The organism is Streptomyces griseosporeus (genome assembly GCF_014656055.1).
Lineage (GTDB): Bacteria > Actinomycetota > Actinomycetes > Streptomycetales > Streptomycetaceae > Streptomyces > Streptomyces griseosporeus.
This window is the reverse complement of sequence record NZ_BNBR01000002.1, coordinates 576,125-599,254: the sequence shown is the minus strand read 5'-3', so window position 1 is coordinate 599,254 and position 23,130 is coordinate 576,125. Positions and strand designations below refer to the sequence as shown.

23 protein-coding genes are annotated in these 23,130 nt (G+C 74.0%); 11 read left to right on the top strand and 12 right to left on the bottom strand.

Annotated elements, in window-relative coordinates; all coding sequences use genetic code 11:
• The first annotated feature begins 327 nt into the window (after positions 1-327).
• Positions 328-783: an ATP-binding protein gene (locus IE308_RS11720; RefSeq protein WP_190217828.1), complete on the top strand. Its 456-nt coding sequence runs from the start codon at positions 328-330 to the stop codon at positions 781-783.
• Between the two features lie 69 nt (positions 784-852).
• Here IE308_RS11720 and IE308_RS11715 read toward each other — a convergent pair whose 3' ends face one another.
• Positions 853-1,740 carry an RNA polymerase sigma factor SigF gene (locus IE308_RS11715; RefSeq protein ID WP_190217827.1) on the bottom strand — a complete coding sequence of 296 codons (888 nt, stop codon included), beginning with the start codon at positions 1,738-1,740 and terminating at the stop codon, positions 853-855.
• A 204-nt stretch (positions 1,741-1,944) separates the two neighbouring features.
• On the opposite strand from IE308_RS11715, the gene IE308_RS11710 reads away from it, so the two are divergent.
• Positions 1,945-2,370 carry a helix-turn-helix domain-containing protein gene (locus IE308_RS11710; RefSeq protein WP_373314492.1) on the top strand — a complete coding sequence of 142 codons (426 nt, stop codon included), beginning with the start codon at positions 1,945-1,947 and terminating at the stop codon, positions 2,368-2,370.
• Positions 2,371-2,391: 21 nt separating this feature from the next.
• Here the strand turns inward: IE308_RS11710 and IE308_RS11705 are convergent, their stop codons facing one another.
• Entirely contained in the window at positions 2,392-2,994 is a 603-nt protein-coding gene (locus tag IE308_RS11705; protein WP_110626295.1) for a ClpP family protease, read from the bottom strand.
• A gap of 2 nt (positions 2,995-2,996) precedes the next feature.
• On the bottom strand, positions 2,997-3,635 hold the full coding sequence (locus tag IE308_RS11700; RefSeq protein WP_110626294.1) for an ATP-dependent Clp protease proteolytic subunit: 639 nt from the start codon (positions 3,633-3,635) through the stop codon (positions 2,997-2,999).
• Positions 3,636-3,826: 191 nt separating this feature from the next.
• On the opposite strand from IE308_RS11700, the gene IE308_RS11695 reads away from it, so the two are divergent.
• Positions 3,827-4,309, top strand: a complete 483-nt coding sequence (locus IE308_RS11695) for a VOC family protein (protein ID WP_190217826.1) — start codon at positions 3,827-3,829, stop codon at positions 4,307-4,309.
• 12 nt (positions 4,310-4,321) lie between these two features.
• On the opposite strand, the gene IE308_RS11690 is transcribed toward IE308_RS11695, so the two are convergent.
• Positions 4,322-5,203, bottom strand: a complete 882-nt coding sequence (locus IE308_RS11690) for an aminoglycoside phosphotransferase family protein (protein ID WP_190218284.1) — start codon at positions 5,201-5,203, stop codon at positions 4,322-4,324.
• A 135-nt stretch (positions 5,204-5,338) separates the two neighbouring features.
• Here IE308_RS11690 and IE308_RS11685 point away from each other — a divergent pair, with 135 nt between their 5' ends.
• Complete coding sequence (locus IE308_RS11685; RefSeq protein WP_190217825.1) at positions 5,339-6,139, top strand: VOC family protein; 801 nt, start codon at positions 5,339-5,341, stop codon at positions 6,137-6,139.
• A 41-nt stretch (positions 6,140-6,180) separates the two neighbouring features.
• Positions 6,181-6,885, top strand: coding sequence for a ribonuclease H family protein (locus IE308_RS11680; protein WP_190217824.1), 705 nt, complete (start codon positions 6,181-6,183; stop codon positions 6,883-6,885).
• 19 nt (positions 6,886-6,904) lie between these two features.
• Here the strand turns inward: IE308_RS11680 and melC2 are convergent, their stop codons facing one another.
• On the bottom strand, positions 6,905-7,729 hold the full coding sequence (gene melC2, locus IE308_RS11675; protein ID WP_190217823.1) for a tyrosinase MelC2: 825 nt from the start codon (positions 7,727-7,729) through the stop codon (positions 6,905-6,907).
• A 32-nt stretch (positions 7,730-7,761) separates the two neighbouring features.
• Positions 7,762-8,133 carry an apotyrosinase chaperone MelC1 gene (gene melC1, locus IE308_RS11670; RefSeq protein ID WP_110626289.1) on the bottom strand — a complete coding sequence of 124 codons (372 nt, stop codon included), beginning with the start codon at positions 8,131-8,133 and terminating at the stop codon, positions 7,762-7,764.
• 343 nt (positions 8,134-8,476) lie between these two features.
• Here melC1 and IE308_RS11665 point away from each other — a divergent pair, with 343 nt between their 5' ends.
• The 3 genes from IE308_RS11665 (at position 8,477) to IE308_RS11655 (ending at position 11,943) form a co-directional block, all read left to right on the top strand.
• Positions 8,477-9,694: an FAD-dependent monooxygenase gene (locus IE308_RS11665; protein WP_229908834.1), complete on the top strand. Its 1,218-nt coding sequence runs from the start codon at positions 8,477-8,479 to the stop codon at positions 9,692-9,694.
• Positions 9,695-9,805: 111 nt separating this feature from the next.
• Positions 9,806-11,290, top strand: a complete 1,485-nt coding sequence (locus IE308_RS11660; protein WP_190217821.1) for an MFS transporter — start codon at positions 9,806-9,808, stop codon at positions 11,288-11,290.
• Entirely contained in the window at positions 11,287-11,943 is a 657-nt protein-coding gene (locus IE308_RS11655; RefSeq protein ID WP_190217820.1) for a TetR/AcrR family transcriptional regulator, read from the top strand. Before IE308_RS11660 ends, IE308_RS11655 begins: the two co-directional genes overlap by 4 nt.
• 15 nt (positions 11,944-11,958) lie before the next feature.
• Here the strand turns inward: IE308_RS11655 and IE308_RS11650 are convergent, their stop codons facing one another.
• The gene (locus IE308_RS11650; protein ID WP_190217819.1) at positions 11,959-13,650 is read right to left on the bottom strand and encodes a cholesterol oxidase substrate-binding domain-containing protein; all 1,692 of its coding nucleotides are present in this window, start codon (positions 13,648-13,650) and stop codon (positions 11,959-11,961) included.
• A 138-nt stretch (positions 13,651-13,788) separates the two neighbouring features.
• Between IE308_RS11650 and IE308_RS11645 the strand changes: the two genes are divergently transcribed.
• Both IE308_RS11645 and IE308_RS11640 read left to right on the top strand, forming a co-directional pair.
• Positions 13,789-14,772: an aldo/keto reductase gene (locus IE308_RS11645; protein ID WP_190217818.1), complete on the top strand. Its 984-nt coding sequence runs from the start codon at positions 13,789-13,791 to the stop codon at positions 14,770-14,772.
• Between the two features lie 105 nt (positions 14,773-14,877).
• On the top strand, positions 14,878-15,378 hold the full coding sequence (locus IE308_RS11640; protein ID WP_190217817.1) for a DUF6328 family protein: 501 nt from the start codon (positions 14,878-14,880) through the stop codon (positions 15,376-15,378).
• Positions 15,379-15,402: 24 nt separating this feature from the next.
• Here the strand turns inward: IE308_RS11640 and IE308_RS11635 are convergent, their stop codons facing one another.
• Both IE308_RS11635 and IE308_RS11630 read right to left on the bottom strand, forming a co-directional pair.
• Positions 15,403-16,461 (bottom strand): hypothetical protein, encoded by a 1,059-nt coding sequence (locus IE308_RS11635; protein ID WP_190217816.1) that lies wholly within the window; start codon positions 16,459-16,461, stop codon positions 15,403-15,405.
• 127 nt (positions 16,462-16,588) lie between these two features.
• On the bottom strand, positions 16,589-17,560 hold the full coding sequence (locus tag IE308_RS11630) for an LLM class F420-dependent oxidoreductase (RefSeq protein ID WP_110626283.1): 972 nt from the start codon (positions 17,558-17,560) through the stop codon (positions 16,589-16,591).
• Positions 17,561-17,726: 166 nt separating this feature from the next.
• Between IE308_RS11630 and IE308_RS11625 the strand changes: the two genes are divergently transcribed.
• Entirely contained in the window at positions 17,727-19,172 is a 1,446-nt protein-coding gene (locus IE308_RS11625) for a serine hydrolase domain-containing protein (protein ID WP_190217815.1), read from the top strand.
• A gap of 47 nt (positions 19,173-19,219) precedes the next feature.
• Here the strand turns inward: IE308_RS11625 and IE308_RS11620 are convergent, their stop codons facing one another.
• The 3 genes from IE308_RS11620 to IE308_RS11610 form a co-directional block, all read right to left on the bottom strand.
• Positions 19,220-20,788, bottom strand: a complete 1,569-nt coding sequence (locus tag IE308_RS11620; protein WP_190217814.1) for a serine/threonine kinase C-terminal domain-containing protein — start codon at positions 20,786-20,788, stop codon at positions 19,220-19,222.
• A 118-nt stretch (positions 20,789-20,906) separates the two neighbouring features.
• On the bottom strand, positions 20,907-21,938 hold the full coding sequence (locus IE308_RS11615) for a polyprenyl synthetase family protein (RefSeq protein WP_190217813.1): 1,032 nt from the start codon (positions 21,936-21,938) through the stop codon (positions 20,907-20,909).
• Entirely contained in the window at positions 21,935-22,975 is a 1,041-nt protein-coding gene (locus IE308_RS11610; protein WP_190217812.1) for a tetratricopeptide repeat protein, read from the bottom strand. The genes IE308_RS11615 and IE308_RS11610 overlap by 4 nt, the downstream gene beginning before the upstream one ends.
• Between the last annotated feature and the right edge of the window lie 155 nt (positions 22,976-23,130).

Below are 23,130 nucleotides of genomic sequence, written 5' to 3'. Positions count from 1 at the left end.
GCACGCCGACGAGCACCCCGCCCACCACGTCGTCCACGCCGACCACCAGCGCACCCCCGACGTCCTCCAGCCCGCCGTCCACCCCGCCCCCGGGCGAGACCACGGCCACCGGCACGACCAGCCTGCCCGCACCGGGCTCGCCGGCCCTCACCACCAGCGCCGCACCGGGCGTCACGACCCTCACGCCGGAAGCGCCGGAGGGGACGCCCGCACTGTAATCAACCGCACTCCCCGTCCCCCGCGCACCGGGGAGTGCGGCGCCAGACTCGGGGTACGAGGACAGGTGCAGCAGCATCCGGCCAGTCCGGCTTCCTAGAAAGACCACGCATGACCGATCACCTGGGCGGGGCAGTGATACCCACTGGTTTCGACGTGCCCGTGGAACCACTCAGGCGGGCCGCCCACTACACGGGCGAACCGGGCAGCATCGCCGAGGCGCGGGCGTTCGCCGCGCAGTTCGTCGAGCAGCTGAAGAACGAGTGGTGCGCCGGCATCGGCGATCGCGCACTCGACGAACTCCTGCTCGTGGTCAGCGAGCTCGTCACCAACGCCGACCGGCACAGCAACGGCCCCTACATACTCGACCTGGAAGGCACCGACAGCGAGGTCGTGGTCTGCGTCTACGACAGCAGCGCCGCCCTGCCGCGCCGCTTCCCCCGCGACCCCCAGCGCATCGGCCGGCACGGCCTGGAGATCGTCCACGCGCTGGCGTGGAGCGTCACCGTGGAACGGGTCCCGGTGGGCAAGCGCGTCCGCGCCGTGGTCGCCCTGAACGACCAGTGACCCCGGGCCCTGCCCACTCGGTGGGCCGGCCCGGGGTCACCGCGCGTCGGACGTTGGTGCGGGGCCGGCTCAGGCGTAGTCCAGCTCGCCGAGCATGCCCTCGCGCAGACGGGTGATGATGCGCTTGATCAGGCGGGAGACGTGCATCTGCGAGCAGCCGAGCTGGGCGCCGATCTCCGCCTGGGTGGCCTCCTCCACGAACCGCAGGTGCAGAATGCGCCGGTCGCGTTCGCCCAGGTCGGCCATGAGCGGCGCCAGCGACTGGAAGTCCTCCACCAGGCGCAGCCCGTGCTCCTCCACCCCGATGAAGTCCGCGAGCACCGCCTCCCCGTGCTCCGGCCCGTCGCCGGTGAGCGCGGCGTCCAGCGACGACGAGTTGTAGCCGTTCGCGGCTATCTGCGCCTCGACGACCTCGTTCTCGGAGAGGTTCATCAACGTGGCCAGCTCCGCCACCGTCGGCTCCCGGTCCAGCCGCCCCGCCAGCTCGTCCCGCGCCTTGGCCAGCTCCACCCGCAGCTCCTGGAGCCGCCGCGGCACGTGCACCGCCCAGGTCGTGTCCCGGAAGAACCGCTTGATCTCGCCGACGATGTACGGCAGCGCGAACGAGGTGAACTCCACCTCGCGGGACAGCTCGAACCGGTCGATGGCCTTGATCAGGCCGATCATCCCGGTCTGGACGATGTCCTCCATGTCGTCCCCGCGGCCCCGGAACCGCCCGGCGGCGAACCGCACCAGCGACATGTTCATCTCGATGAGCGTGTTGCGGGCGTACTGGTACTCCGGCGTGCCCTCCTCCAGCTCTGCCAGGCGCTTGAAGAACTGGCGGGACAGCTCCCGCGCGTCCCGCGGAGCCACGCTCCGCGCGTCCACGCCCCCCGGCAGACCTCCCTCACCCGCGCTGGTCCCAGCGGTGTCCTCCACGGGCCCTGCCTCCGACCGGATCACGGCGGTGGACATCGGCTTTCCCCTCCTGCAGGCGGTACGAGACGGACGGTCACGACATGTGCACTCCCGCTGCGCCTACCCGGGGTCCGGCGACACATGCCACCCCAATTCTAGGGTTGGCCGGAACCCGTCTCCCGCCCGCCCGGCTCCCCGGACTTCACCCAGGGCGGAACGCCGGTCCCTTCCCCTGCCGGCCACGCCTCCTAGGCTGGGAAGGTGAGCAACCAGACGCCCCATCAGGTGAGCAGCCCCAGGTCCGACGAAGCCCGTGTGATCCCGCTGCGCCCGCCGGCCGCCCGGCCCGGGCACCGCCCCGGCGACCGTCCCGGCGACCGGGACGACGCCCGTGAGCCGCTCTGGCGGGACCTGGTCGGCGACGTCCTGCGCCGCGAGCGCCTCGCGCAGGAGCGCACCCTCAAGGACGTCGCCGACGCCGCCCGCATCTCCATGCCCTATCTGTCGGAGGTCGAGCGGGGCCGCAAGGAGGCATCCTCGGAGGTCCTCGCGGCCGCCGCCCACGCCCTCGGCCTGAGCCTCGGCGACCTGCTGGCGCGGGCCCACACCCGGCTCACCCGGCCGGCCCGCCACAGCCGCCCGGCGACGACCACGGCGCCGTACAACGGACTGTGCCTGGCCGCCTGACCGGGTGGCGGCGGTCCGGCGTCACACCCGGACCAGCCGCCTGCTGAGGACCTCGTCGGCGAGGCCGTAGGCCACGGCCTCCTCGGCGGTGAACACCTTGTCCCGGTCCATGTCCGCGCGCAGCGTCGCGATGTCGTGGTGCGTGTGCCGGGACAGCACCTCCTCCACCTGGCCGCGGATGCGGACCATCTCCTTGGCCTGCAGCGCGAGATCGGACACCGTGCCCTGCCGCCCGCCGGAGGCCGGCTGGCCCAGCAGCACGCGCGCGTGCTCCAGCACGAACCGGCGCCCGGGGTCCCCGCCCGCGAGCAGCACGGCCGCCGTGGAGGCCGCCTGCCCGACGCAGAAGGTGGAGATCGGCGCCTGCACGAACGTCATCGTGTCGTAGATCGCCATCAGTGAAGTGAACGATCCCCCGGGGGAGTTGAGGTAGATCGAGATCTCGCTCTCCGGGGCCGCCGACTCCAGGTGCAGCAGCTGCGCGATGACGACGTTGGCGACGCCGTCGTCGATCTCCGTGCCGAGGAAGATGATCCGCTCGTTCAGCAGCCGGCTGAAGACGTCGAAGGACCGCTCGCCCTGCGGGGTGCGCTCGATGACGTTCGGAATCGTGTAGCTGCCCATGGTCACAGTCCCATCCGTCGCCGCGTCGCGGCCGGGCGGACGTCCGCGAAGGACTCCACGACCCGGTCCACCATGCCGTACTCCCTGGCCTGCTCGGCCGTGAACCAGCGGTCGCGGTCGCCGTCGCGGGCGATGGTCTCCGGGCTCTGGCCGGTGTGCTCCGCGATGAGCCGCTCGATGGTCCGCTTGGTGAACTCCAGGTTCTCCGCCTGGATCTCGATGTCGGCGGTGGTGCCGCCGATCCCCGCGGACGGCTGGTGCATCATGATCCGCGCGTGGGGCAGCGCGAACCGCTTGCCCGGCGCGCCGACGCTCAGCAGGAACTGGCCCATGCTGGCGGCGAATCCCATGGCGAGCGTGGAGACGTCGTTGGGGATCAGCCGCATCGTGTCGTAGATGGCCAGACCCGCGTGGACCGAGCCGCCGGGGGAGTGGATGAACAGGCTGATGTCGGTGTGCGGGTCCTCCGCGGACAGGATCAGCAACTGCGCGCAGACCCGGTTCGCGGACACCTCGTCGACCTGGGTGCCCAGCAGCACGATCCGCTGCCCCAGCAACTGGGCGGCGAGATGGTCGTCGAACCGGGTCGGCTGCGTGTCGCCGTCCTCGGCCCGTGGCGCGAGCGTGGTGAGCGGGGTCATCGGCTCTCCTGTCTTCCGTCGGTGATGCCGTCGACCCCACTGTCGGCCCGCACCCGTGTCCGGAGGGGATTTCTCTGCCCGCGGCAGATTCGCCATGGGCAGAGCGCCCGGGCACCGATGAGTTTCCGGCCGCCCGGCGGTCGATACAGATGACCGTGCGTCCCGCACCCGCTCCCCGCAGGAGGAAGCTCATGACCGCCGACGGATTCGTCACCTGTCTCTGGTTCGACGACCAGGCCGAGGAGGCCGCCCACTACTACGTCTCCGTCTTCAAGAACTCCAGCCTCGGCAAGGTCACCCACTACCTGGAGGGCGCGCCGCGCCCCGCGGGCAGCGTGCTGACCGTCGACTTCACGGCCAACGGCCAGAAGTTCGTCGCGCTCAACGGTGGCCCCGAGTTCACCTTCAACGAGGCGATCTCCTTCCAGATCCTCTGCGACGACCAGCAGGAGATCGACCACTACTGGACCAGGCTCACCGAGAACGGCGGCGAGCCCGGCCCGTGCGGCTGGCTCAAGGACCGCTACGGCGTCTCCTGGCAGGTCGTCCCCAAGGTCCTGCTGGACATGATCGCCTCGACCGACCGGGACAGCTCGTCACGCGCCATGAACGCCATGCTGGCCATGGGCAAGCTCGACATCGCCGCGCTGGAGAAGGCGTACGCGGGGGAGTGACCGCAGGGGGACTCAGACCCCCCGGTCCGCGTCCGCCAGGATCTCGGCGATCACATGCCGGGACGTCTCGGCGACCGGCGGATTGGTCTCCCAGTAGTACGGCAGCGCGACCAGCGCGATCGACAGAGCCCAGCCCCGCCCGCGCGCCCACTCGGCGTCGTCGCAGCCCACCGCCTTGCGGAAGGCCGGGCGGGCCGGGGCGGGCAGCAGGTACCAGGCGGCGATCAGGTCGACGGCCGGATCGCCGGTGCCCGCCGTGCCGAAGTCGATCACCGCGCTGAGCCGGCCGTCGCGGACCAGCACGTTGCCGGGCATCAGGTCCCCGTGCGCCCACACCGGCGGCCCGCTGTGCGCGGGGGCCCGCAGGGCCTCCTCCCACAGCGCCGTCACCGCGCCGGCGTCGACCCGGTCGCCCAGCTCGGCGACGGCCGCGCGGGTCGAGGCGTCACGGGTGTGCAGCGGACCGCCCCGGTAGCCCGGCGGACCCGCCGCGTCCACCCGGCGCAGCGCCGCGACGAACGCCCCCAGGTCCTCGGCCAGCGCCTCCGGCTCCTCCACGGCCCCCGCGACCGGGTTGCGGCCGTCCAGCCAGCGCAGCACCGACCAGGGCCACGGGAAGCCCTCGCCGGGCACGCCCCGTCCGACCGGCTCCGGCACGGGCACCGGCAGCAGCGGTGCCAGGCGCGGCAGCCAGCGCTGCTCGTGCTCGACGTCCGCCACCGCGCCCGGGTACCGCGGCAGCCGCACCACCAGGTCCGCCCCCAGCCGGAACATGGCGTTCTCCGTGCCGGAGGAGGCGACCCGCTCCACGGGCAGCGTCGCCCACCGCGGGAACTGGGCGGCGATCAGCCGGGCCACCAGCCCGGCGTCGAGGTCGATCTCGTCGGGACGCATCTTCACGGCACACACGCCGCCATGAGACCGGACCCGCGCGCCCCGCGTCCAACGATTTCGGCGCGCGGTCCGCGCTGCCCCTGGCTAGCGTGAGGAACCGGACACAACCCACCGAACCGGAAGAGGGCCGCAGTCATGGCCGCACTGTCTGAGGGAACCCCTTGCTGGGCCGACGCGATGTTCGGCGACGTCGAGGGGGCCAAGAGCTTCTACGGCGAGGTCCTGGGCTGGACCTTCGGCGAGGCGCAGTCGGAGTACGGCAACTACACCCAGGCCTACGCGGACGGCAAGGCGGTGGCGGCGGTCGTCCCGCCGATGCCCGGCCAGGAGGCCCCGTCGCAGTGGTGCCTGTACCTCGCCAGCCCCGACGCCGCCGCCACCGCCCGCAAGATCCGCGACAACGGCGGCGAGGTGCTGATGGAGCCGATGCAGGTCGGCGAGTACGGCACGATGTGCCTGGCCCGTGAGCCCGGCGGCGCCGTCTTCGGCGTCTGGCAGGCCGGCGCCCACGAGGGCTTCGAGGCCTCCGCGCCGCAGCCCGGCGCCTACTGCTGGGCCGAGGTCTTCACCCGCGAGCCGGAGAAGACCGACGCCTTCCTGCCCGCCGTCTTCCCGTACACGGCCAAGCAGATGCAGGACGACCAGGTCGACTTCCGCCTGTTCGACGTGGGCGGCGACACCGTCCTCGGCAGGATGCGGATGACCGAGGAGTTCCCGCCCGAGATCCCCTCCTACGTCAACGTCTACTTCACCGTCCCGAACTGCGACGACGCGGTGGCCAGGGCGACCCGGCTCGGCGGCGTGCTGCGCTTCGGCCCGATGGACAGCCCCTTCGGCCGGTTCGCCGCGCTCAGCGACCCGCAGGGCGCCGCCTTCTCCGTGATCGACGTCACGACCACCGCAGGCGACATGCCGCAGACCACCGACGTCGGCTGACCCAGCCCGGCCACCGGCCGGACGCCCCGCCGCCGCGTGGCATGATCGTGCGCATGCGTGAACGACTGGTGGCCGCGTGCGACGGGGCTTCGAAGGGAAACCCGGGACCGGCCGGCTGGGCCTGGGTGGTCGCGGACGAGTCGGAGGGCCCCGCCCGCTGGGCGGCGGGGCCGCTCGGCCGTACCACCAACAACGTCGCCGAACTGACCGCGCTGGAGCAGCTGCTCGCCGCCACCGACCCGGACGTGCCGCTGGAAGTCCGCATGGACTCGCAGTACGCGATGAAGGCCGTCACCACCTGGCTGCCCGGCTGGAAGCGCAACGGCTGGAAGACCGCCGCGGGCAAGCCGGTCGCCAACCAGGAACTCGTCGTCCGGATCGACGCACTCCTCGCCGGCCGTTCCGTGGAGTTCCGTTACGTCCCCGCCCACCAGGTCGACGGCGACCCGCTGAACGACTTCGCCGACCGGGCCGCCAGCCAGGCCGCGAGCGCCCAGGAGGCGGCGGGCAGCGCCCTCGGCTCCCCCGAGCCGCCGCCCGCGCCGGACGTCCCGCAGGCCAGGGCCCCGCGCCGCAAGGCGCCCGCCAAGCGCACGGGATCGGGCTCGGCCGGGTCCTCCTCCCGCACGATCAAGGCGAAGTTCCCCGGCCGCTGCCTGTGCGGCCGCTCCTACGCGGCCGGCGAGCCCATCGCCAAGAACGCGCAGGGCTGGGGCCACCCGGAGTGCCGCACGGCCGAGGCCTGACCGACCCCTGCGCGGCCCGTCAGGCCGCGTCGAAGGTGTAGTGCGGCCTGTGGTCCAGCAGGTCCGCGGGCCGCACGTCGTTCCACGGCTTCATCGTCTCGCCGAGGTCCACCACGTTCGGCGTACCGCCGCCCGGCAGATAGGTCGCCTGCGGGTGCAGCCGCTGCCAGTCCGCCCACAGCTTGTCGACGAAGGCGTGGTGCAGCCAGAACACCGGGTCGTTGGGGGAGACCCCGGTCGCCATCTGCCCGCCGACCCACACATGGACCCGGTTGTGCAGGTTGACCCCGCGCCAGCCCTCCAGATGGTTGCGGAACCCGTCCGAGGCGCTGTTCCACGGCGCCATGTCGTACGTCGGGATGGCGAGGACCGAGTCGACCTCGGCCCGGGTCGGCAGCTGCCGCCCGCCCGCCCCGAGCGACCGGCGCAGGAAGGTACGGCCGTCCACCCGGACGTTGACGGTCCAGTTGCCGGCCGAGGCCGCGAACGGCCCGTCCATCACCCGGCCGTCGAGGCTGCGCCCGTCCCCGCCCAGGAAGTCCGGCGCCCACAGCGAGGCGCGGGCGGTGCGGTCGGCGGTCCAGTCCCAGTACGGCAGCGCCACCGAGGAGTCCACCGACTGCAGCGCCTGCTCGAACTCCAGCAGGAATCTGCGGTGCCAGGGCAGGAAGGACGGCGAACGGTGGCCCGTGCGCTCGCCGTTGTCGGTGTCGGCCAGGATGAAGGCGTTGTGCGTCCTGACGAACTCGTCGTAGCGCCCGCTGCGCTTCAGCTCCAGGACGGCGGCGACGAACCGCCGCTTCTCGTCGGTGGTCAGGGCGGCCTGGTTCTTGCGGACGGTCATGTGCGAGGGCTCCAAGTGTGGGTGCGGGCGGGCTAGTTGGCGGGGAACGGCAGCAGTCGGGCGCCCTGCAGTTCGTCCACCGCGGCGCGGGCGGCGGCCCGCGGGGTGGCCACCGGGTCGTAGTGACTGACGACGCTGATCCAGCTGCCGTCCGCGTTCCGCATCACGTGCAGCTCCACGCCGTCGATGAACACGCCGTAGCCGCCGCCGTGGTGGTGACCGCCCCCCGAGACCGGACGGCCCTCTATCCGGCGGCCCTTGTAGACCTCGTCGAAGGGTGCGGGGGAGCCGTGCTGGTGGTCGGCGGCGGACGCCTGGGTGGCGGTGAGGGCCTGCGCTGCGGCCGTGCCGGCGGCGAGGGCGGCTGCGGCGCCGAGCGCGCGGCGGCGGCTGAGTTCGGGCATGGGAGGCCTCCGAAGTGGTGTTCGAGGGGTGACTCCGCATGCCTATCGAGCCGGGCGGGAGCGGGAGAAATCGCCCGTGACCGGTTGGCTGCGATCAGGACAATTACGTACATGTCGTGCAGAGTTGAACCAAGTTGATCTTGCCGTGGTCGCGGCCCCGACCGCCCCGGAACGGGCAATTCCTTGCCGGCGCGCCGGCCTTTCCGATGATCTTTGGCCCCCGGTCGCCGGTCCGGTGACGCCGCTCACGCCACGGAAATGGCGCGAAACGCGGCGCACGGGTCATCGCGCGCACCGCTGATACCCTGCGTTGCCTCATGACAACGTTCCGTGATTTCCGGGGGTGTGCGTGAAGGTCGCCTGCGTCGGAGGCGGGCCCGCCGGCCTGTATCTCTCCATCCTGCTCAAGCGCCAGGACCCGTCCCACGACATCACCGTCCATGAACGCGACCCCGAGGGCTCGACCTACGGCTGGGGCGTGACCTACTGGCGTGAACTGCTCGACCGGCTCCACGCCCACGACCCCGAATCGGCCCGCGCGATCGAGGACGCGTCCGTGCGGTGGAGCGACGGCGTCGCCCACGTCCGCGATCTGTCCACCCGGCACCGCGGCGACGAGGGGCACGGCATCGGCCGCCACCGCCTCCTGGAGATCCTCGCCGCCCGCGCCCGCTCCCTCGGCGTACGCGTGGAGTACGACCACGAGATCACCGGGCGCGGCATCCCCGACGCCGACCTCGTCGTCGCCGCCGACGGCGTCCGCAGCGCGCTGCGCACCCGGCACGCCGACCACTTCGGCACCGACGTCCGCGCCGGCCGCAACCCCTACATCTGGCTCGGCACCGACAAGGTCTTCGACGCCTTCACCTTCGCCTTCGTCGAGACCGAGCACGGCTGGATCTGGTGCTACGGCTACCCCTACAGCCCCGAACGCAGCACCTGCGTCGTCGAGTGCGCCCCCGAGACCTTCCACGGCCTCGGCCTGGACCGGGCGACCGAGGCCGACTCCCTCGCCCTGCTGGAGAAGCTCTTCGCGCACGTCCTGGACGGCCGCCCGCTCATCGGCCGCGCCCCGGCCGACGCCCCCGCCCCCTGGCTCACCTTCCGCACCCTCACCAACCGCAGCTGGAGCCACGGCAGCCTGGTCCTGCTCGGCGACGCCGCCCACACCACCCACTACTCCATCGGCGCCGGCACCACCCTCGCCCTGGAGGACGCGATCGCGCTCGCCGGCGCCCTGCGCGCGCACGACGCCCTGCCGCAGGCCCTCGCCGCCTACCAGAGCGAGCGGCGCGCGGCCCTGCTGTCCGTGCAGAGCGCCGCCCGCTACAGCGCCCAGTGGTACGAGAACCTGCCGCGCTACATCGACCTGCCCCCGGAGCAGATGTTCGCCCTGCTCGGCCAGCGCCACTCGCCCCTGCTGCCGTACGTCCCGCCCCAGCTGTACTACCGGCTCGACCGGGCCGCCGGGCGGCTGGAGGCGCTGCGCCGCCTGAAGCGCCGGCTGGGGCACCGGCTCGCCCGCACCGCCCAGGCCCGGACGCTCACCTCCCGCGAATAGCGCCGCGACCGCCCGGCCGGCACTTGGGTGAATGGCGATTCACCGATAAGGTGAAAACCTTGGTGAATCGCCATTCACCTTTTTGTTTTCGCCCCGGTCGCTGGAGTGCCCATGGCGTCGCCCGCCCCGATACCCGCCCCGCCCGCCCGCGCCGGCGGGCTGAGGGCCCGGCTCACCGTCCCGGTCCTGGCCTACTGCGGCACGCTCATGGCCGTCATGCAGACGGTCGTCGTACCCCTGCTGCCGGACCTGCCGCGACTGACCGACTCGACGGCCGCGACCGTCTCCTGGATGGTCACCGCCCAACTCCTGTCGGCCGCCGTCCTCACCCCGGTCCTCGGGCGGGCCGGCGACATGTACGGCAAGCGGCGCGTGCTCCTCGCCTCCTTCTCGCTGATGACCGCCGGCTCGGTGACGTGCGCGCTCACCTCCGACATCGGCGTCCTCATCGCCGCCCGCACCCTCCAGGGCGCGGCCGCCTCCGTCGTCCCGCTGTCCATCAGCATCCTGCGCGACGAACTGCCCCCCGAGCGCCGGGGATCGGCCGTCGCCATGATGAGTTCCACCGTCGGCATCGGCGCCGCGCTCGGACTGCCCGTGGCCGCCCTCGTGGTGCAGTACAGCAACTGGCACGTGATGTTCTGGATGACCGCCGCGCTGGGCGCCTCCGGCGTCGCGCTCGTCCGCTGGGCGGTGCCCGAGTCGCCCGTGCGCGAGCCCGGCCGCTTCGACGTCACCGGCGCCCTCGGCCTGGCCGCGGGACTGATCTGCCTGCTCCTCGCCGTGTCCCAGGGCGGCCAGTGGGGCTGGGCCGGCGCCCGGGTCCTCGGCCTGTTCGGCGCGGCCGTCGCCGTGCTCGCCCTGTGGGCGTGGCAGCAACTGCGCGCCGCGCAGCCCCTGGTGGACCTGCGGCTGGTGTCCCGGCCGCGCGTCGGCCTGTCCCATGTGGCGGCCCTGCTCACCGGCTTCGCCTTCTACGCCAACACCCTGGTGACGGCCCAGCTGGTGCAGGCACCCGAGGCCAGCGGGTACGGCCTCGGGCTGTCCATCGTCGAGACCGGCCTGTGCCTGCTGCCCAGCGGCCTGTGCATGCTGCTGCTCGCCCCGCTGTCCGCCCGCATCTCGGCGGCGCACGGCCCGCGCGTCACCCTCGCGCTCGGCGCCGCCGTGATCGCCGCCGGATACGCGGTGCGCATCGCCGACAGCCGCGACCTGACCATGATCATCGTCGGCGCGACGATCGTCGCCACGGGCACCTCGCTCGCCTACTCGGCCCTGCCGGCCCTGATCCTCAAGGCCGTCCCGGCCGGTCAGACCGCCTCCGCCAACGGCGTCAACGTGCTGCTGCGCACGATCGGCCAGGCCGGCTCCAGCGCCGTCGTCGCGGCGGTGCTCGTCCACCACACCCGTCCCGTCGGCGGCCTGCCGGTACCGACCCTGCACGGCTATCTGCTCGCCTTCGGCATCGCGGGCGCGGTCGCCCTCGCGGCCTCCGCGGTGGCCCTGACGATCCCCGGGGACGGGCGTCCCGAGCACGCCCGCGGCGGGCAGGACGGCACCCCGGCCGTCGCGCAGGAGGCGATGGAGGGAGCATGAGGAGCGTGAGCACTCCTCCCTCCGCAGCGCGATCGGGCGGCCCCACCCCGCCCGACGCCCCGGCCCCCGAGCCCACCCCCGCCCGCCGCGACGCCGAGGCGACCAAGGCGGCCATCCTGCGCGCCGTCCGCCACCTTCTCGCCCGGCACGCGCACGCCGACATCACGCTCAAGGCGGTCGCCGAGCGGGCCGGGGTGAGCCCGCCGCTGATCCTGAAGTACTTCGGCAACAAGGACGCCCTGTTCGCCCGGGTGATGTCCTTCGAGGCCGACGCCGACGCCCTGCTGGACGCCCCCCTGGAGCAGCTGGGCCGGCACATGGTCCGGCACGTCGTGCTCGGCCAGCGCGAGCGCGGGGCCGACCCCCTGCTGCGCATCGCCTTCGCCCCGCTCCACGGCGAGCAGGGCGACATCCTGCGCGCCAACTTCCGCACCCAGGTCACCCGCAGGCTCGCCGACCGGCTCGACGGCGCCGACGCGGCCGTACGCGCCGAACTGGCCGTGGCGGCCGTCGTCGGCCTCGGCGTGATGTACGGCGTCGCCCGCGCCGACGGACTGCGGTCGGCGCCGGTGGAGGAGATCGCCGACCGCTACGGACCCACCGTGCAGGCCCACCTCACGGGGGACGCGCCCCTCCCGGCGGCCCCGGCGTGACGTCGTCCGGCCCGCTCAGGGGAACAGCCGCTCCAGCAGGGGACTGCTGAACACCCCGTGCGGGTCGAGCCGTTCGAGCGCCTGGGACGCCTCCTGCCAGGCGGGGCCCAGCGAGCGCGGCACGTCCGAGGCGAGCACGTCCGGATCGCTCCAGGCGGCCCGCTCGGTGTAGGCCCAGCCCTTGGACCACTCCACGCGGGCCAGGGCGCGCGTGCCGTCGTACGTCGCCAGCAGCCACCGCTCCAGCTCGCGGTAGAACGCCGGGGCGTCCGGCGTGCCGGGCAGGGTCAGGACGTCCAGCCAGACCGCCGTGTCCCACTCGGGGTGCTCCGGGTCGGGCCGGAGCGCGGACAGCAATGGGGTACGGGCGCCGGGCAGTCCGGCGTCCGCCGGGTCGTCGAGGCCGGTCACGCGGATCTCCACCGAGCCGTTGACCGGGAAGCGGCCGGCCGCGCCGTGGGCGGCCAGCCGCTCGCGGTAGAAGGCGGTGAACTCGGCGACCACCCGCTGCACATCGTCCCGCCGGGTGAGCACCGCGTACCCGTTGGCGTGTACCCGCAGGGTGGTCGGCCGCAGGTAGAGCAGGGTGTTCTTCGACCGGCCCCACAGGTCCGCCGACAGCGTCGCCACCAGTCCCAGCGCCGCCGCGTCGAACTGCGCGTTGCCCAGCACGGGCGCCAGGTACCAGGCGCCGTCCGCCACCATCCGCCCGGCGAGATCCGCCACGGGCGTCGGCACGGTGTCGGAGAACGGGTAGTTGTACGGCGACGTCACGTGCCGGGAGGTGAGCGGCCGGGTCGGTGCGACGCTCCACACCTTCAGCCAGGGGACCTCCGTGAAGGCGAACCAGATCGCCTCGACGCGCCCGGACGACTCCAGGAAGCTCGCCAGCGTGCGCCCGCCCGCCCCGGGCGCCGCGAACAGCTCCGCCGCCGGGATGTCCGTACGGCTGACACACCGCAGATGCGTGTCGGCGCCGGCCCGCAGCACCACCTCGGTCACCAGCGTCCGCCCCAGGTGCGTGAGCAGCGCCGCGCAGTCGGCCTCGTCCCGGGTGAAGGTCCGCGCCGCATAGCCGCCGGCGTCCGCGTCCCACACCACCGCGGTCAGCTCCAGCACGAGATTGCTCAGCGAGCCGTACGTGTGCCCCGGCAGCCGCTCCTCGCCCCGCGCCGGTACGGCCGTGCCGTGCGCGTCGATCGCGAGGGCGCCGCCCAGCGTCAGGTCGCCCGGCGCGGGCGCGGCCGTCACGCCCAGGCCGTGCCCCTCCAGGAAGGTGAGCAGCGCCTCCATGGTGACGCCGGTCCCCGCGCGGACGGCGGACGGCGAGTCCAGGGACAGGCCGGTGAAGTGCCGGGTGGTGTCGACGAGGAGCACGCGCGCGTCCGGGGCGGTGTCCGGCGGGACGGCCAGCGGGGACCAGCCGTGCGCGGCGCCCCGCGCGCGGACCGTCCAGCCGTGCCGCCAGGCCCAGGTGGCGACGGCGGCCGCCCGGTCCGCGCCGTCCGGGGCACACGCCCACAGGCCGGTGACGGTGATCTCGCCGTCCCAGTTGCGGTAGGCCGTGCGGTACAGCTCCACACCGGCCGGGAAGTCCGGCAGTTCCGCGGCCGCCTGCGCGGGGTCGGCCGCCACCAGCAGGACGGCGGCGCCCGCCGCGCCCAGGAAACCCCGCCGGGTCAAGTTGCCCGTTGAACGATCGGTCACGTGGTCACGCTAGGCGCGGGGTGGCCGGCCTGGCCCCGGCCGGAATCGCGGATCACCCGTTCGGGTGACACCGGCCCCGGACGCCCGGGCGGAGCAGCCGGTTCCGCGCCGGTACGCCCCGGGTGACAGACTGCCGCCATGGAAGAGCGCGCATTCGACAGGTCGGGTCAGCATGCCTCCGTGATCGGTCTGGGCACCTGGCAGCTGGGCGCCGACTGGGGAGACGTCGACGACAAGGAAGCCCTCCAGGTGCTGGAGGCGGCGGCCGAGTCGGGGGTGACCTTCTTCGACACCGCAGACGTCTACGGCGACGGCCGCAGCGAGCAGACCATCGCGACCTTCCTGCGCAGCAGGCCCGACCTGCACGTGCTGGTCGCTACCAAGATGGGCCGCCGCGTCGACCAGATCCCCGAGAACTACGTCCTGGACAACTTCCGGGCCTGGAACGACCGCTCCCGCCGCAACCTCGGCGTCGACCGCATCGACCTGGTCCAGCTGCACTGCCCGCCCACGCCCGTCTACTCCTCCGACGAGGTGTTCGACGCGCTCGACACCCTCGTCGAGGAGGAGCGCATCGCCGCCTACGGCGTCAGCGTCGAGACCTGCGCCGAGGCGCTGACCGCGATCGCCCGCCCGCACGTGGCGAGCGTGCAGATCATCCTCAACCCGTTCCGCATGAAGCCGCTGCGCGAGGTCCTGCCCGCCGCGCGCGAGGCGGGCGTCGGCATCATCGCCCGCGTCCCGCTCGCCTCCGGCCTGCTGTCCGGCAAGTACACCAAGGACACCGTCTTCGCCGCCGACGACCACCGCACCTACAACCGGCACGGTGAGGCCTTCGATGTCGGCGAGACCTTCTCCGGCGTCGACTACACCACCGGCGTCGAGGCCGCCGCCGAGTTCTCCGCGCTCGCCCCCGAGGGATACACCCCCGCCCAGCTCGCCCTGCGCTGGATCGTCCAGCAGCCCGGCGTCACCACGGTCATCCCCGGCGCCCGCAACCCCGAGCAGGCCCGCGCCAACGCGGCCGCCGCCCGGCTGCCCGCACTGGACGAGGCCACGCTCGGCGCGATCCGGGACCTGTACGAACGGCGGATCAAGGACCAGGTCGAGCACCGCTGGTAGCCCGTTCCGCGCTCGGTGACACTTCTCGCACCGAAGGCCGTCACGTTTTCGCCCGGACGGGGAACCCGTGTTCCCATGCGACGGCATCGGGAGACGGGAGGAGACGTGGCGGTCACGGAGGAGCGGTCGAAGCATCCGCGCAGCGGACGCAACGAGACCGAGGAGGAACGCGCCGACCGCATGTGGGGCGAGCTGATCCAGGAGGTCCGCGTCGCCCAGACCGGTGTGCAGATCCTGTTCGGCTTCCTGCTGACCGTCGTGTTCACTCCCCGGTACGCGCAGCTGCCCGACACCGACCAGGCGATCTACATCGTCACCGTGGTCCTCGGCGCGTGCGCGACCGGCGCCCTCATCGGGCCGGTCTCCCTGCACCGGCTGGTCTCCGGGCGCCGGGTCAAACCGCAGGCGGTGCGCTGGGCGTCCCGGCTGACCCTGGTCGGCCTGGTGCTGCTGCTGGCCACCATGACGGCCTCGCTGCTGCTGATCCTGCGCGTGGCCACGCACGACTCGTACGTGCCGTACCTGGTGGCCTCCGTGGTCGCCTGGTACGGACTGTGCTGGTTCGTGCTGCCGCTGTGGACGCGGCGCCGCTACACCACCCGGTGACGCGGGCCGCGCCCCGCGGCCCGCTCAGTCCCCGGTGTGGCCGCCGCGCGCCCCGCGCAGCGCCTCCAGGCAGGAGCCGATCGCCTGCTGCAGCTGCTCCAGGCGCTGGACCATGTCGTCCTCGTAGAAGTCCTGCGCGTCGTCGAAGGTCAGTTCCTCGAACGCCTTCGTCGCCTTCTGCAGGCTGCTGTAGAACCGCGTCCGCCGCTCCTGCACCCGCAGCTCCGGGTCGGCCTCGACCGCCCCGGCGACCAGGCCCTTCATCGTGTCGTACGCCTCGGTCGCCCACTCGCCGGCGTCCTCGCCCTCGTCCAGCTCGTCGAGCAGGGACAGGTGCCGCTCCGCCTCCTCGCGCAGCTCGGCGGGCGCCTGGACGGTCTGCCCGGCCGGGGTCCTGATCTGCCCCGACTCGGCGATCTGGCGGACGTAGCCGATCCGGTCGGCGGCGCGGCTCTCGGTGGCGACGGCCTTCTTCAGGTCGTCGGTGCGTACGACGTCCCGGGCCAGCTCGGCCTGGAGCTCCGGATCCTCGCGGACCCGGTCCAGGAGCGCCTGGCGGGCCGCCCGCGCGGTGGAGGGGTCGGCGAGGATCGCGGCGCGCAGCGCGGTCGGGTTCTCCGCGACCTCCAGCGCCTTCGTCGGCCGGATGCCCTCGGCCTCGGCGGCCTCCGCGATGGCCGTGCCGCGCTCGGAGGCGGCGCTGGAGCGGGAGGCGTAGTAGCTCAGCCACACGTCGGCGTCCGGCAGCTCGATCTCCTGGCCGGGCGCGAGCGCCTCGAAATGGGGGACGAGACCGTCGTCGGCGGCCCGGTCCCACGCCTTGTAGTAGCGCATGACCCGCTCCGGAGAGCACCCCGCGAGCGTGGCGAACTCCTTCGCCGACACCTTCGGCGTCTCCTCCGCGCCCTGCCCGCCGGGCCGCACGCTGCGCGCCACCATCAGCGCGAAGGCCCAGCCGCCCGCGCGGGCATAGGCCCCGAACTCGCGCGCGTCCCGGGCGACCAGGTCGCTGAGCGGGGCCGCGGGCGCGGGGGACGGCGTCTCGGACGGGGACGTCTCGGACGGGGCGGTCGCCAGGGTCACGGAAGGCTCTCCCACGGGTCGGGTGCCGACCGGGCCGGCACGGAAAGGTGCAGACCGGCAGCCTATATCGACCCATTGGCGATGCTTTGCCGACCCGGTCGGCCCGTCCGGCCGCGCGGCCGGACGCTCAGCCGAACGCGTCGCGCAGCGCCGGCAGCAGCGTCTTCTCCGACCAGTCGAGGAACGGCTCCTGCTCCTCGCCGCCGATCTGCACCAGCGCGACCTCGTCGAAACCGGCCTCCGCGTACGGGCGGACCGCCTCCACGAACGCCTCCGGGTCGTCGCCGCACGGGATCGACTCGGCGACGTCGTCCGGCGTGACGAACTGCGTCGCCGACTCGAAGGAGTCCGGGTGCGGCAGCTCGGCGTTCACCTTCCAGCCGAGGCCGAACCAGCGGAACTGGGCGTGGGCGCGCTTGACGGCCGCGTCCCGGTCGGTGTCGTAGCACACCGGGAGCTGGCCGACCCGCGGCTTCCCGGTGCCGCCGTGCCGGTCGAACGCCTCCAGCAGGCCCGCCTTCGGCTCGGTGGCGATGACGAGATCGGCGAGGTGCCCGGCGAGCTTGCAGGACTGCTCACCGGAGACGGCGATGCCGATCGGCGGCGCCTCGTCGGGCAGGTCCCACAGCCGGGCCGACTCGACGTCGTAGTGCTGCCCGTGGTGGGTGACGTGGCCGCCGGCGAACAGCGCGCGGATGATCTCCACGGCCTCCTCCAGCATCTCGTGCCGTACGTCCACCGGCGGCCAGCCGCCGCCCACGACGTGTTCGTTGAGGTTCTCGCCCGCGCCCAGCCCGAGCCGGAACCTGCCCTCGGACAGCAGCTGCACGGTCGCCGCCTTCTGCGCCACCACCGCCGGGTGGTAGCGCAGGATCGGACAGGTCACGTACGTCATCAGCGGGATCCGCGAGGTGGCCTGCGCGGCGGCGCCAAGGACGCTCCACGCGTACGGCGAGTGGCCCTGCGTGCGCAGCCACGGGAAGTAGTGGTCCGAGGTCACCGAGAAGTCGAAACCGGCCTCCTCGGCCCGCACCACGTGCCCGACCAGCTCACGCGGGCCGGCCTGCTCGGTCATCATCGTGTATCCGATTCGCACCATAGGCGCCGAGTCCCCGCACCGTCCGAGGCGAAAACGGACCTCCTGGGGCGGGAAACGGATCTTGTGCGGCGGGGCGGCGGGCGGCGGCACGGATGCCCGTCGGAACCGGCCGGACCTGGCCGAAAACCGATCGATCATTCGACCCGCCGGGGGAGAGGATGAGCCCATGACCGTGCGCCCCCTGCCCGAGAGCAGCCCCGCCGCCCAGGGCGTCGACGCGGCCGGCGTCCACGCCCTCCTCGACGCCCTCGAAGCCGCCCCCGGCGTCGCCCCGCACAGCCTGATGATCCTCCGCCACGACCACGTCGTGGCCGCCGGCTGGTGGGCGCCGTACACCCCGGACCGCCCCCAGCTGCTGTACTCGATCAGCAAGAGCTTCACCGGGACGGCCGCCGGACTCGCCCGGGCCGAGGGCCTGATCGACCTCGACGCGCCGGTGATCTCGTACTTCCCGGAGTTCGAGGCCGAGATCACCGACCCGCGCAGCCGGGCGACGCTGGTGCGGCACGTGGCGTCGATGGCCACCGGGCACACGGCCGACACCTTCGACCGCGCCCACGCCCTCGACCCCGGCGACCTCGCCCGCGGCCTCCTGCTGGTGCCGCCGGAGCGCGACCCGGGCACCGTCTTCGCCTACAACAACCCCGCCACCTTCACCCTCGCCGCGATCGTGCAGCGGGTCACCGGACAGCTGCTCACCGACTACCTGCGGCCCCGGCTGTTCGAGCCGCTCGGCATCACCGGCGCGACCTGGCTGCACGACCGGGCCGGCCGCGAACTGGGCTTCAGCGGACTGCACGCCACCACCGACGCCGTCGCCCGGCTGGGACAGCTGTACCTGCGGCACGGCCGGTGGGAGGGCCGGCAGGTGCTGCCCGAGGAGTGGGTCGCCGAGGCGACCCGCACGCACATCGCGACGGCCCCCGGACTGCGGGAAGAGGAGCGCGAGGACTGGGACCTCGGCTACGGCTTCCAGTTCTGGAAATCCCGGCACGGCTACCGCGGCGACGGCGCCTACGGCCAGTTCTGCCTGGTCCTGCCGGAGCACGACGCCGTCGTCGCGATCACCTCCGAGACCGAGGGCATGCAGACCGTGCTCGACGCGGTCTGGGAGCACCTGCTGCCCGCCTTCGGGCCCGCGCCGCTGCCCGGCCGCGAGGAGGCCGACACCGCCCTGCGGGAACGGCTCGCGAGGCTCGCGCTGCCCGCCGCGCCCGGCAAGCCCGCCCCGCCGGAGGACGCCGGGGCCTGGACCGGTGCCGTCTTCACGCCGTACGAGGGGACCTGCGCCGCCGCACCCGGCCTGTCCGAGGCGGAGCTGACCGCGGACGCGGACGGCTGGACGCTGACCCTCACCGAGGACGGGCACCGGCTGCCGCTGCGCTTCGGCCCGGACGACTGGACCGTCACCGGGGAGCCGCTGCCCGTCGCCGTGAGCGGCGGCTGGACCGACGCCGGCACCCTCACCCTCGACGTGGCCGTCCTGGAGACACCGCACCGGCTGGAGATCACCTGCTCCCTGCCCGGGCGGACCTTCGCCGCACGCTGGCGCACCTTCCCGCTGCACCCCGGCCCGCTCCGCAAGCGGCGCGCGCCGAGGCCGTCGGCCTGAGCCGTGGTCGCCGGCCCGACCTGGGCCGTCGGCCTGTGCCGCGGTCGTCAGTCCGAGGCCGGCCGGAAGGTCCGCAGGAACACCTCCAGCGCCCGCCGGTTGGCCGCGTCGGACCAGTCGGCGGCCGGCGTGGTGAAGCGCAGCGAGTAGCCGCGTCCGCCGCCGACGAGGAAGCCCCGCCCGAAGGTGCGCAGCCGGTCGCCGTCGGCCGTGGCGAGCCACTGCATGTCGGCGGCCCGGCGGCCCTGGTACGTCGTCGCGCTGATCGGCCCGATCCGCCGGTAGCCGCCCGTCCGCTCCAGCTGCGGCTCGACGTCCTCCCGCCATACGGCGACCGGGTCCGGGCCGACCCGCTCGCTGTAGGTCACGGCGAGTGTGCGGGGGTCTCCGTCGGCGCCGAACACCACCCGGTAGGCCAGGTCGGACACGCGCGTGGTGCGCTGCCGGCGCCATGTCTCGGGCAGCGCCACCGAGAAGCCCTCGGGGGCGGTGTAGGTGCGGAACCCGGACGGCAGCGCGGTGGGGGAGGACGAGGAGGAGGGCGAGGGCGAGGGCCGTCGGGCGGGCGGGGCCGTGGTCGGCAGCCCCGAGGGCGGCGCGGTGCGTGCGCCGGTCGCCGTGCCGCCGCCGCTGCCGTGGGTCACGGCGAGCACCGCGACGGTCACGGTCACCACGGCCAGCGCCGTGCCGAACGCCAGCAGCCGTCCGCGGCCGTCCGCGCCGGCGTGGGCGGCCGCGGCGTACGCCCGCCGCAGCCGTGGCGCCGGGGGCGCGGGCAGGGCGGCGTCCGGGTCCTCGTGCACCACCCGGGTCAGCGCCTCGCGCACCACCGGGCGCGTCAGCCGTTCCCGGGAGTCCTTGCGCAGCAGCCCCTGCACAGTCCGGGCGAGCGGCCCGGCCCGCACGGGGGTGCGCAACGGCAGCCTGTCCACGCCCCTCAGCGTCGCCTCGAACCGGCCGCGGTCGCGGAACGGCGGCCGGCCCTCGACCATCGTGTACAGCATCGCGCCGAGCGCCCACAGATCGGCCGCCGGGCCGATCCGCTCGTCGCGCGCCTGCTCCGGAGAGGCGTACGACGGTGCCGCGAGGCGCGGCGCCAGCGTCGCGCCCGCCAGCCCGAACCCGGTGACCAGGACCGGACCCCGGTCCGGCACGAACACCTGGCCGGGGCTCAGCTCGCCGTGCGTGACGCCCTCGCCGTGCGCGGCCTGCAGCACGTCGAGCACCTCCAGGCCGATGCGCGCGGCCCGCACGTAGTTGAACGGGCCTTGTACGGCGAGGAGTTCCCCCAGCGGCGTCCCGTCGATCCAGTCGGTGACGGTCCACAGCCCGCCGTCCTGCACCACCGCGTCGAGGACCGCCGGGACCCGGCCCGGGCAGAGCCGGCCCATCGTCTCCGCCATGCGCAGCACCCGGCCGGTCAGGCGACGCGCGCCCTCCGCGTCGTCCCCGCCGCCGGCCGGCAGCCCCGTCCACGTCAGCAGACAGGGCCGCCCGGCCCCGACGTCCTCGCCGAACCAGCAGACGCGGTTCGTCTCCCGGTGCACGACCTGGAGCGGCCGGTATCTGCCGGCGATCGACTCGGGTGCGGGTACACGCGCCTCGGCCATGGTCATCCCTCGCTGAACCCCGGAACTCACGTTTCCCATGGGTACGGGACGTGTGACGGCCTGTGTTCAACGAGCCATGGGTAACCGTGAGTAACCAGCGTGCCTCAGGGGCGGGTTCCGGCCGTCACAGGTCCCGGCCCACGAGGAACCCCGGCAGCGCCCGCAGTTCGGCGGCGGCCCGTGCGGTCAGCGGCAGGGCGTCCAGCTCGGCCGCCGCCCCCGCGACCAGCCGGCGGGCCGCGGCCGGCGCCGCCGTACGGCCGCCCGCCTCCTCGACGGCGAGGGCCACCTCCGCGGTATCGGCGTCCGACTCCAGCAGCGCGGCCAGCCGACGGGCCGCCGGGCCGGGGGAGTCGAGCGCGCACAGCACCGGGAACGTCTTCTTCCGCTCCCGCAGATCGCCGTGCACGGGCTTGCCGGTGACGGCCGGATCACCCCAGATGCCGAGGATGTCGTCGGCGATCTGGAACGCGACCCCGAGCCGGCGCCCCGCCCGCTCCAGCCCCGCCGTCACCGCGGCCGGCGCACCGCCGAGACGCGCCCCGAGCGCCAGCGCGGAACCCAGCAGGGAACCCGTCTTGCGCTCGGCCATCGCCCGGTACTCGTCCGGCCGCACCCGCTCCGGGCCCGTCCACGGCCGGGCCGTGAACAGCAGGTCGTCGGCCTGCCCGCACACCAGGTCGCCGAGCGCCGCCGACAACTGCCGTACCGCCGCACCGCCGTCGGGCGCCGCGGCCAGTGTCTCCACGGCCAGCGCGAACAGCGCGTCGCCCGCGAGGACCGCCGGACCCGTGCCGTACGCCCGCCACACCGCCGGGCGGCGCCGCCGGGTGGCGTCGCCGTCCATGATGTCGTCGTGCAGCAGCGAGAAGGCGTGCACCAGCTCCACCGCCACCGCCGCGGGCACCCCCGCGCTCCCGGGCGCCCCGGCGGCCTCGGCGCCCAGCACGGCCAGCGCCTGCCGGATCCCCTTCCCGCCGGACGCGGCGGCCGGCGCGCCGCCCACCTCGCACCAGCCGAAGGAGTACGCCGCCATCTCGCCGACCCACGGATGCAGCCGCCCCACGGCCGCGCCCAGCGCCGGCCGCACCAGCGCCCGGCAGCGGTCCAGGACCTCGGGGACGGCGTCCGTGACCGTCACGTCCGTCGCGGTCATCGTGCGGTCTCCGCGGCGACGCCCAGCTCCTGCTCGGCGCGCGCCACCATCTCCCGTGCGTGCCGCAGCCCTATCCGCTCCAGCACCCGTGCCAGCTCGGCCAGTTCGGCCGCCGTCTCGGCGCGGTCACGGCCCAGCCGGGCCCGCGACTTCACCAGCCCGAGGCGGGCCAGCGCCTCCCCCCGCGGCTCGTCCATGCCGCGGAAACCGGCCAGCGCCCGCTCGTACAGGCCCCGCGCCTGCGCGTAACGGCCCGCGCGGTACAGGACGTTGCCGCGCATCTTGAGGTTGTAGGCGAGCGCGCTCACCAGGTTCATCGCCCGGCACGTCTCCTCCGCCTCCGACAGCAGCGCGAGTGCCCGCTCGGTGTCCCCGTCGCGCACCGACACGATGTCGGCGAGGCCCCGCAGCGCCCAGGCGTGCCCGCGCCGGTCGTCGGCCCGCGCCGCGATCTCGGCCGCCTCCTCGAAGAGGGCGTACGCCGTGTCGTAGGCACCGGAGTTGCGGTGCATCTGGGCGATGCCCTCCAGCGCCCACACCGTGTGCCGTGCCTCGCCGCGCCGCCGCGCCTCGGCCAGCAACTGCTCGTGCAGCCGGCCCACGGCCTCGTAGTCGCCCTGGATCCGGCCGGTCTCGGCCAGCCCCGCCAGCGAGTAGCCGCGCACCACCACGTCCCCGCCGCGCTCGCCCAGCTCGGCGGCGAGCGCGAGCAGCCGCCGGGCCAGCGCCAGCGCGCCGCGCTGCCGGGCGAGGGTGCCGCCGCTCCACAGCGCCCAGGCCATCGCCGCGGTGTCCCCGGCGGCGCGGGCCGCGCGGTAGCTCGCCTTCCACGCCCGGTCCGCCTCCCGCACCTGCCCCAGCCGCCGGTGCGCCTCCGCGACTGCCAGCCCGGACCGCGCCGCCTCGGCGTGCCGGCCGGCCCGCTCGGCGGCCCTCAACTCCTCGGTGCCGGCGGCCAGGACGTCCACCAGGGACGCGTTGACGGACAGGGTGGTGAGGGCGCCCTGGTACTCCGGGGCGAATGCCTTGCCGTACATCGATGCCTTTCGTCCGCGGATGCGCCGCACGCGTATACCTGCTGTGTATACACGATGCGTATACATGCCGTGTATAGAGGGATGTGGAACTGCCCCGGCCCAGGGGGGAGGCGGGCCGGGGCATCACCTGCTGCCGGTCAAGACGTCCCCGCGGG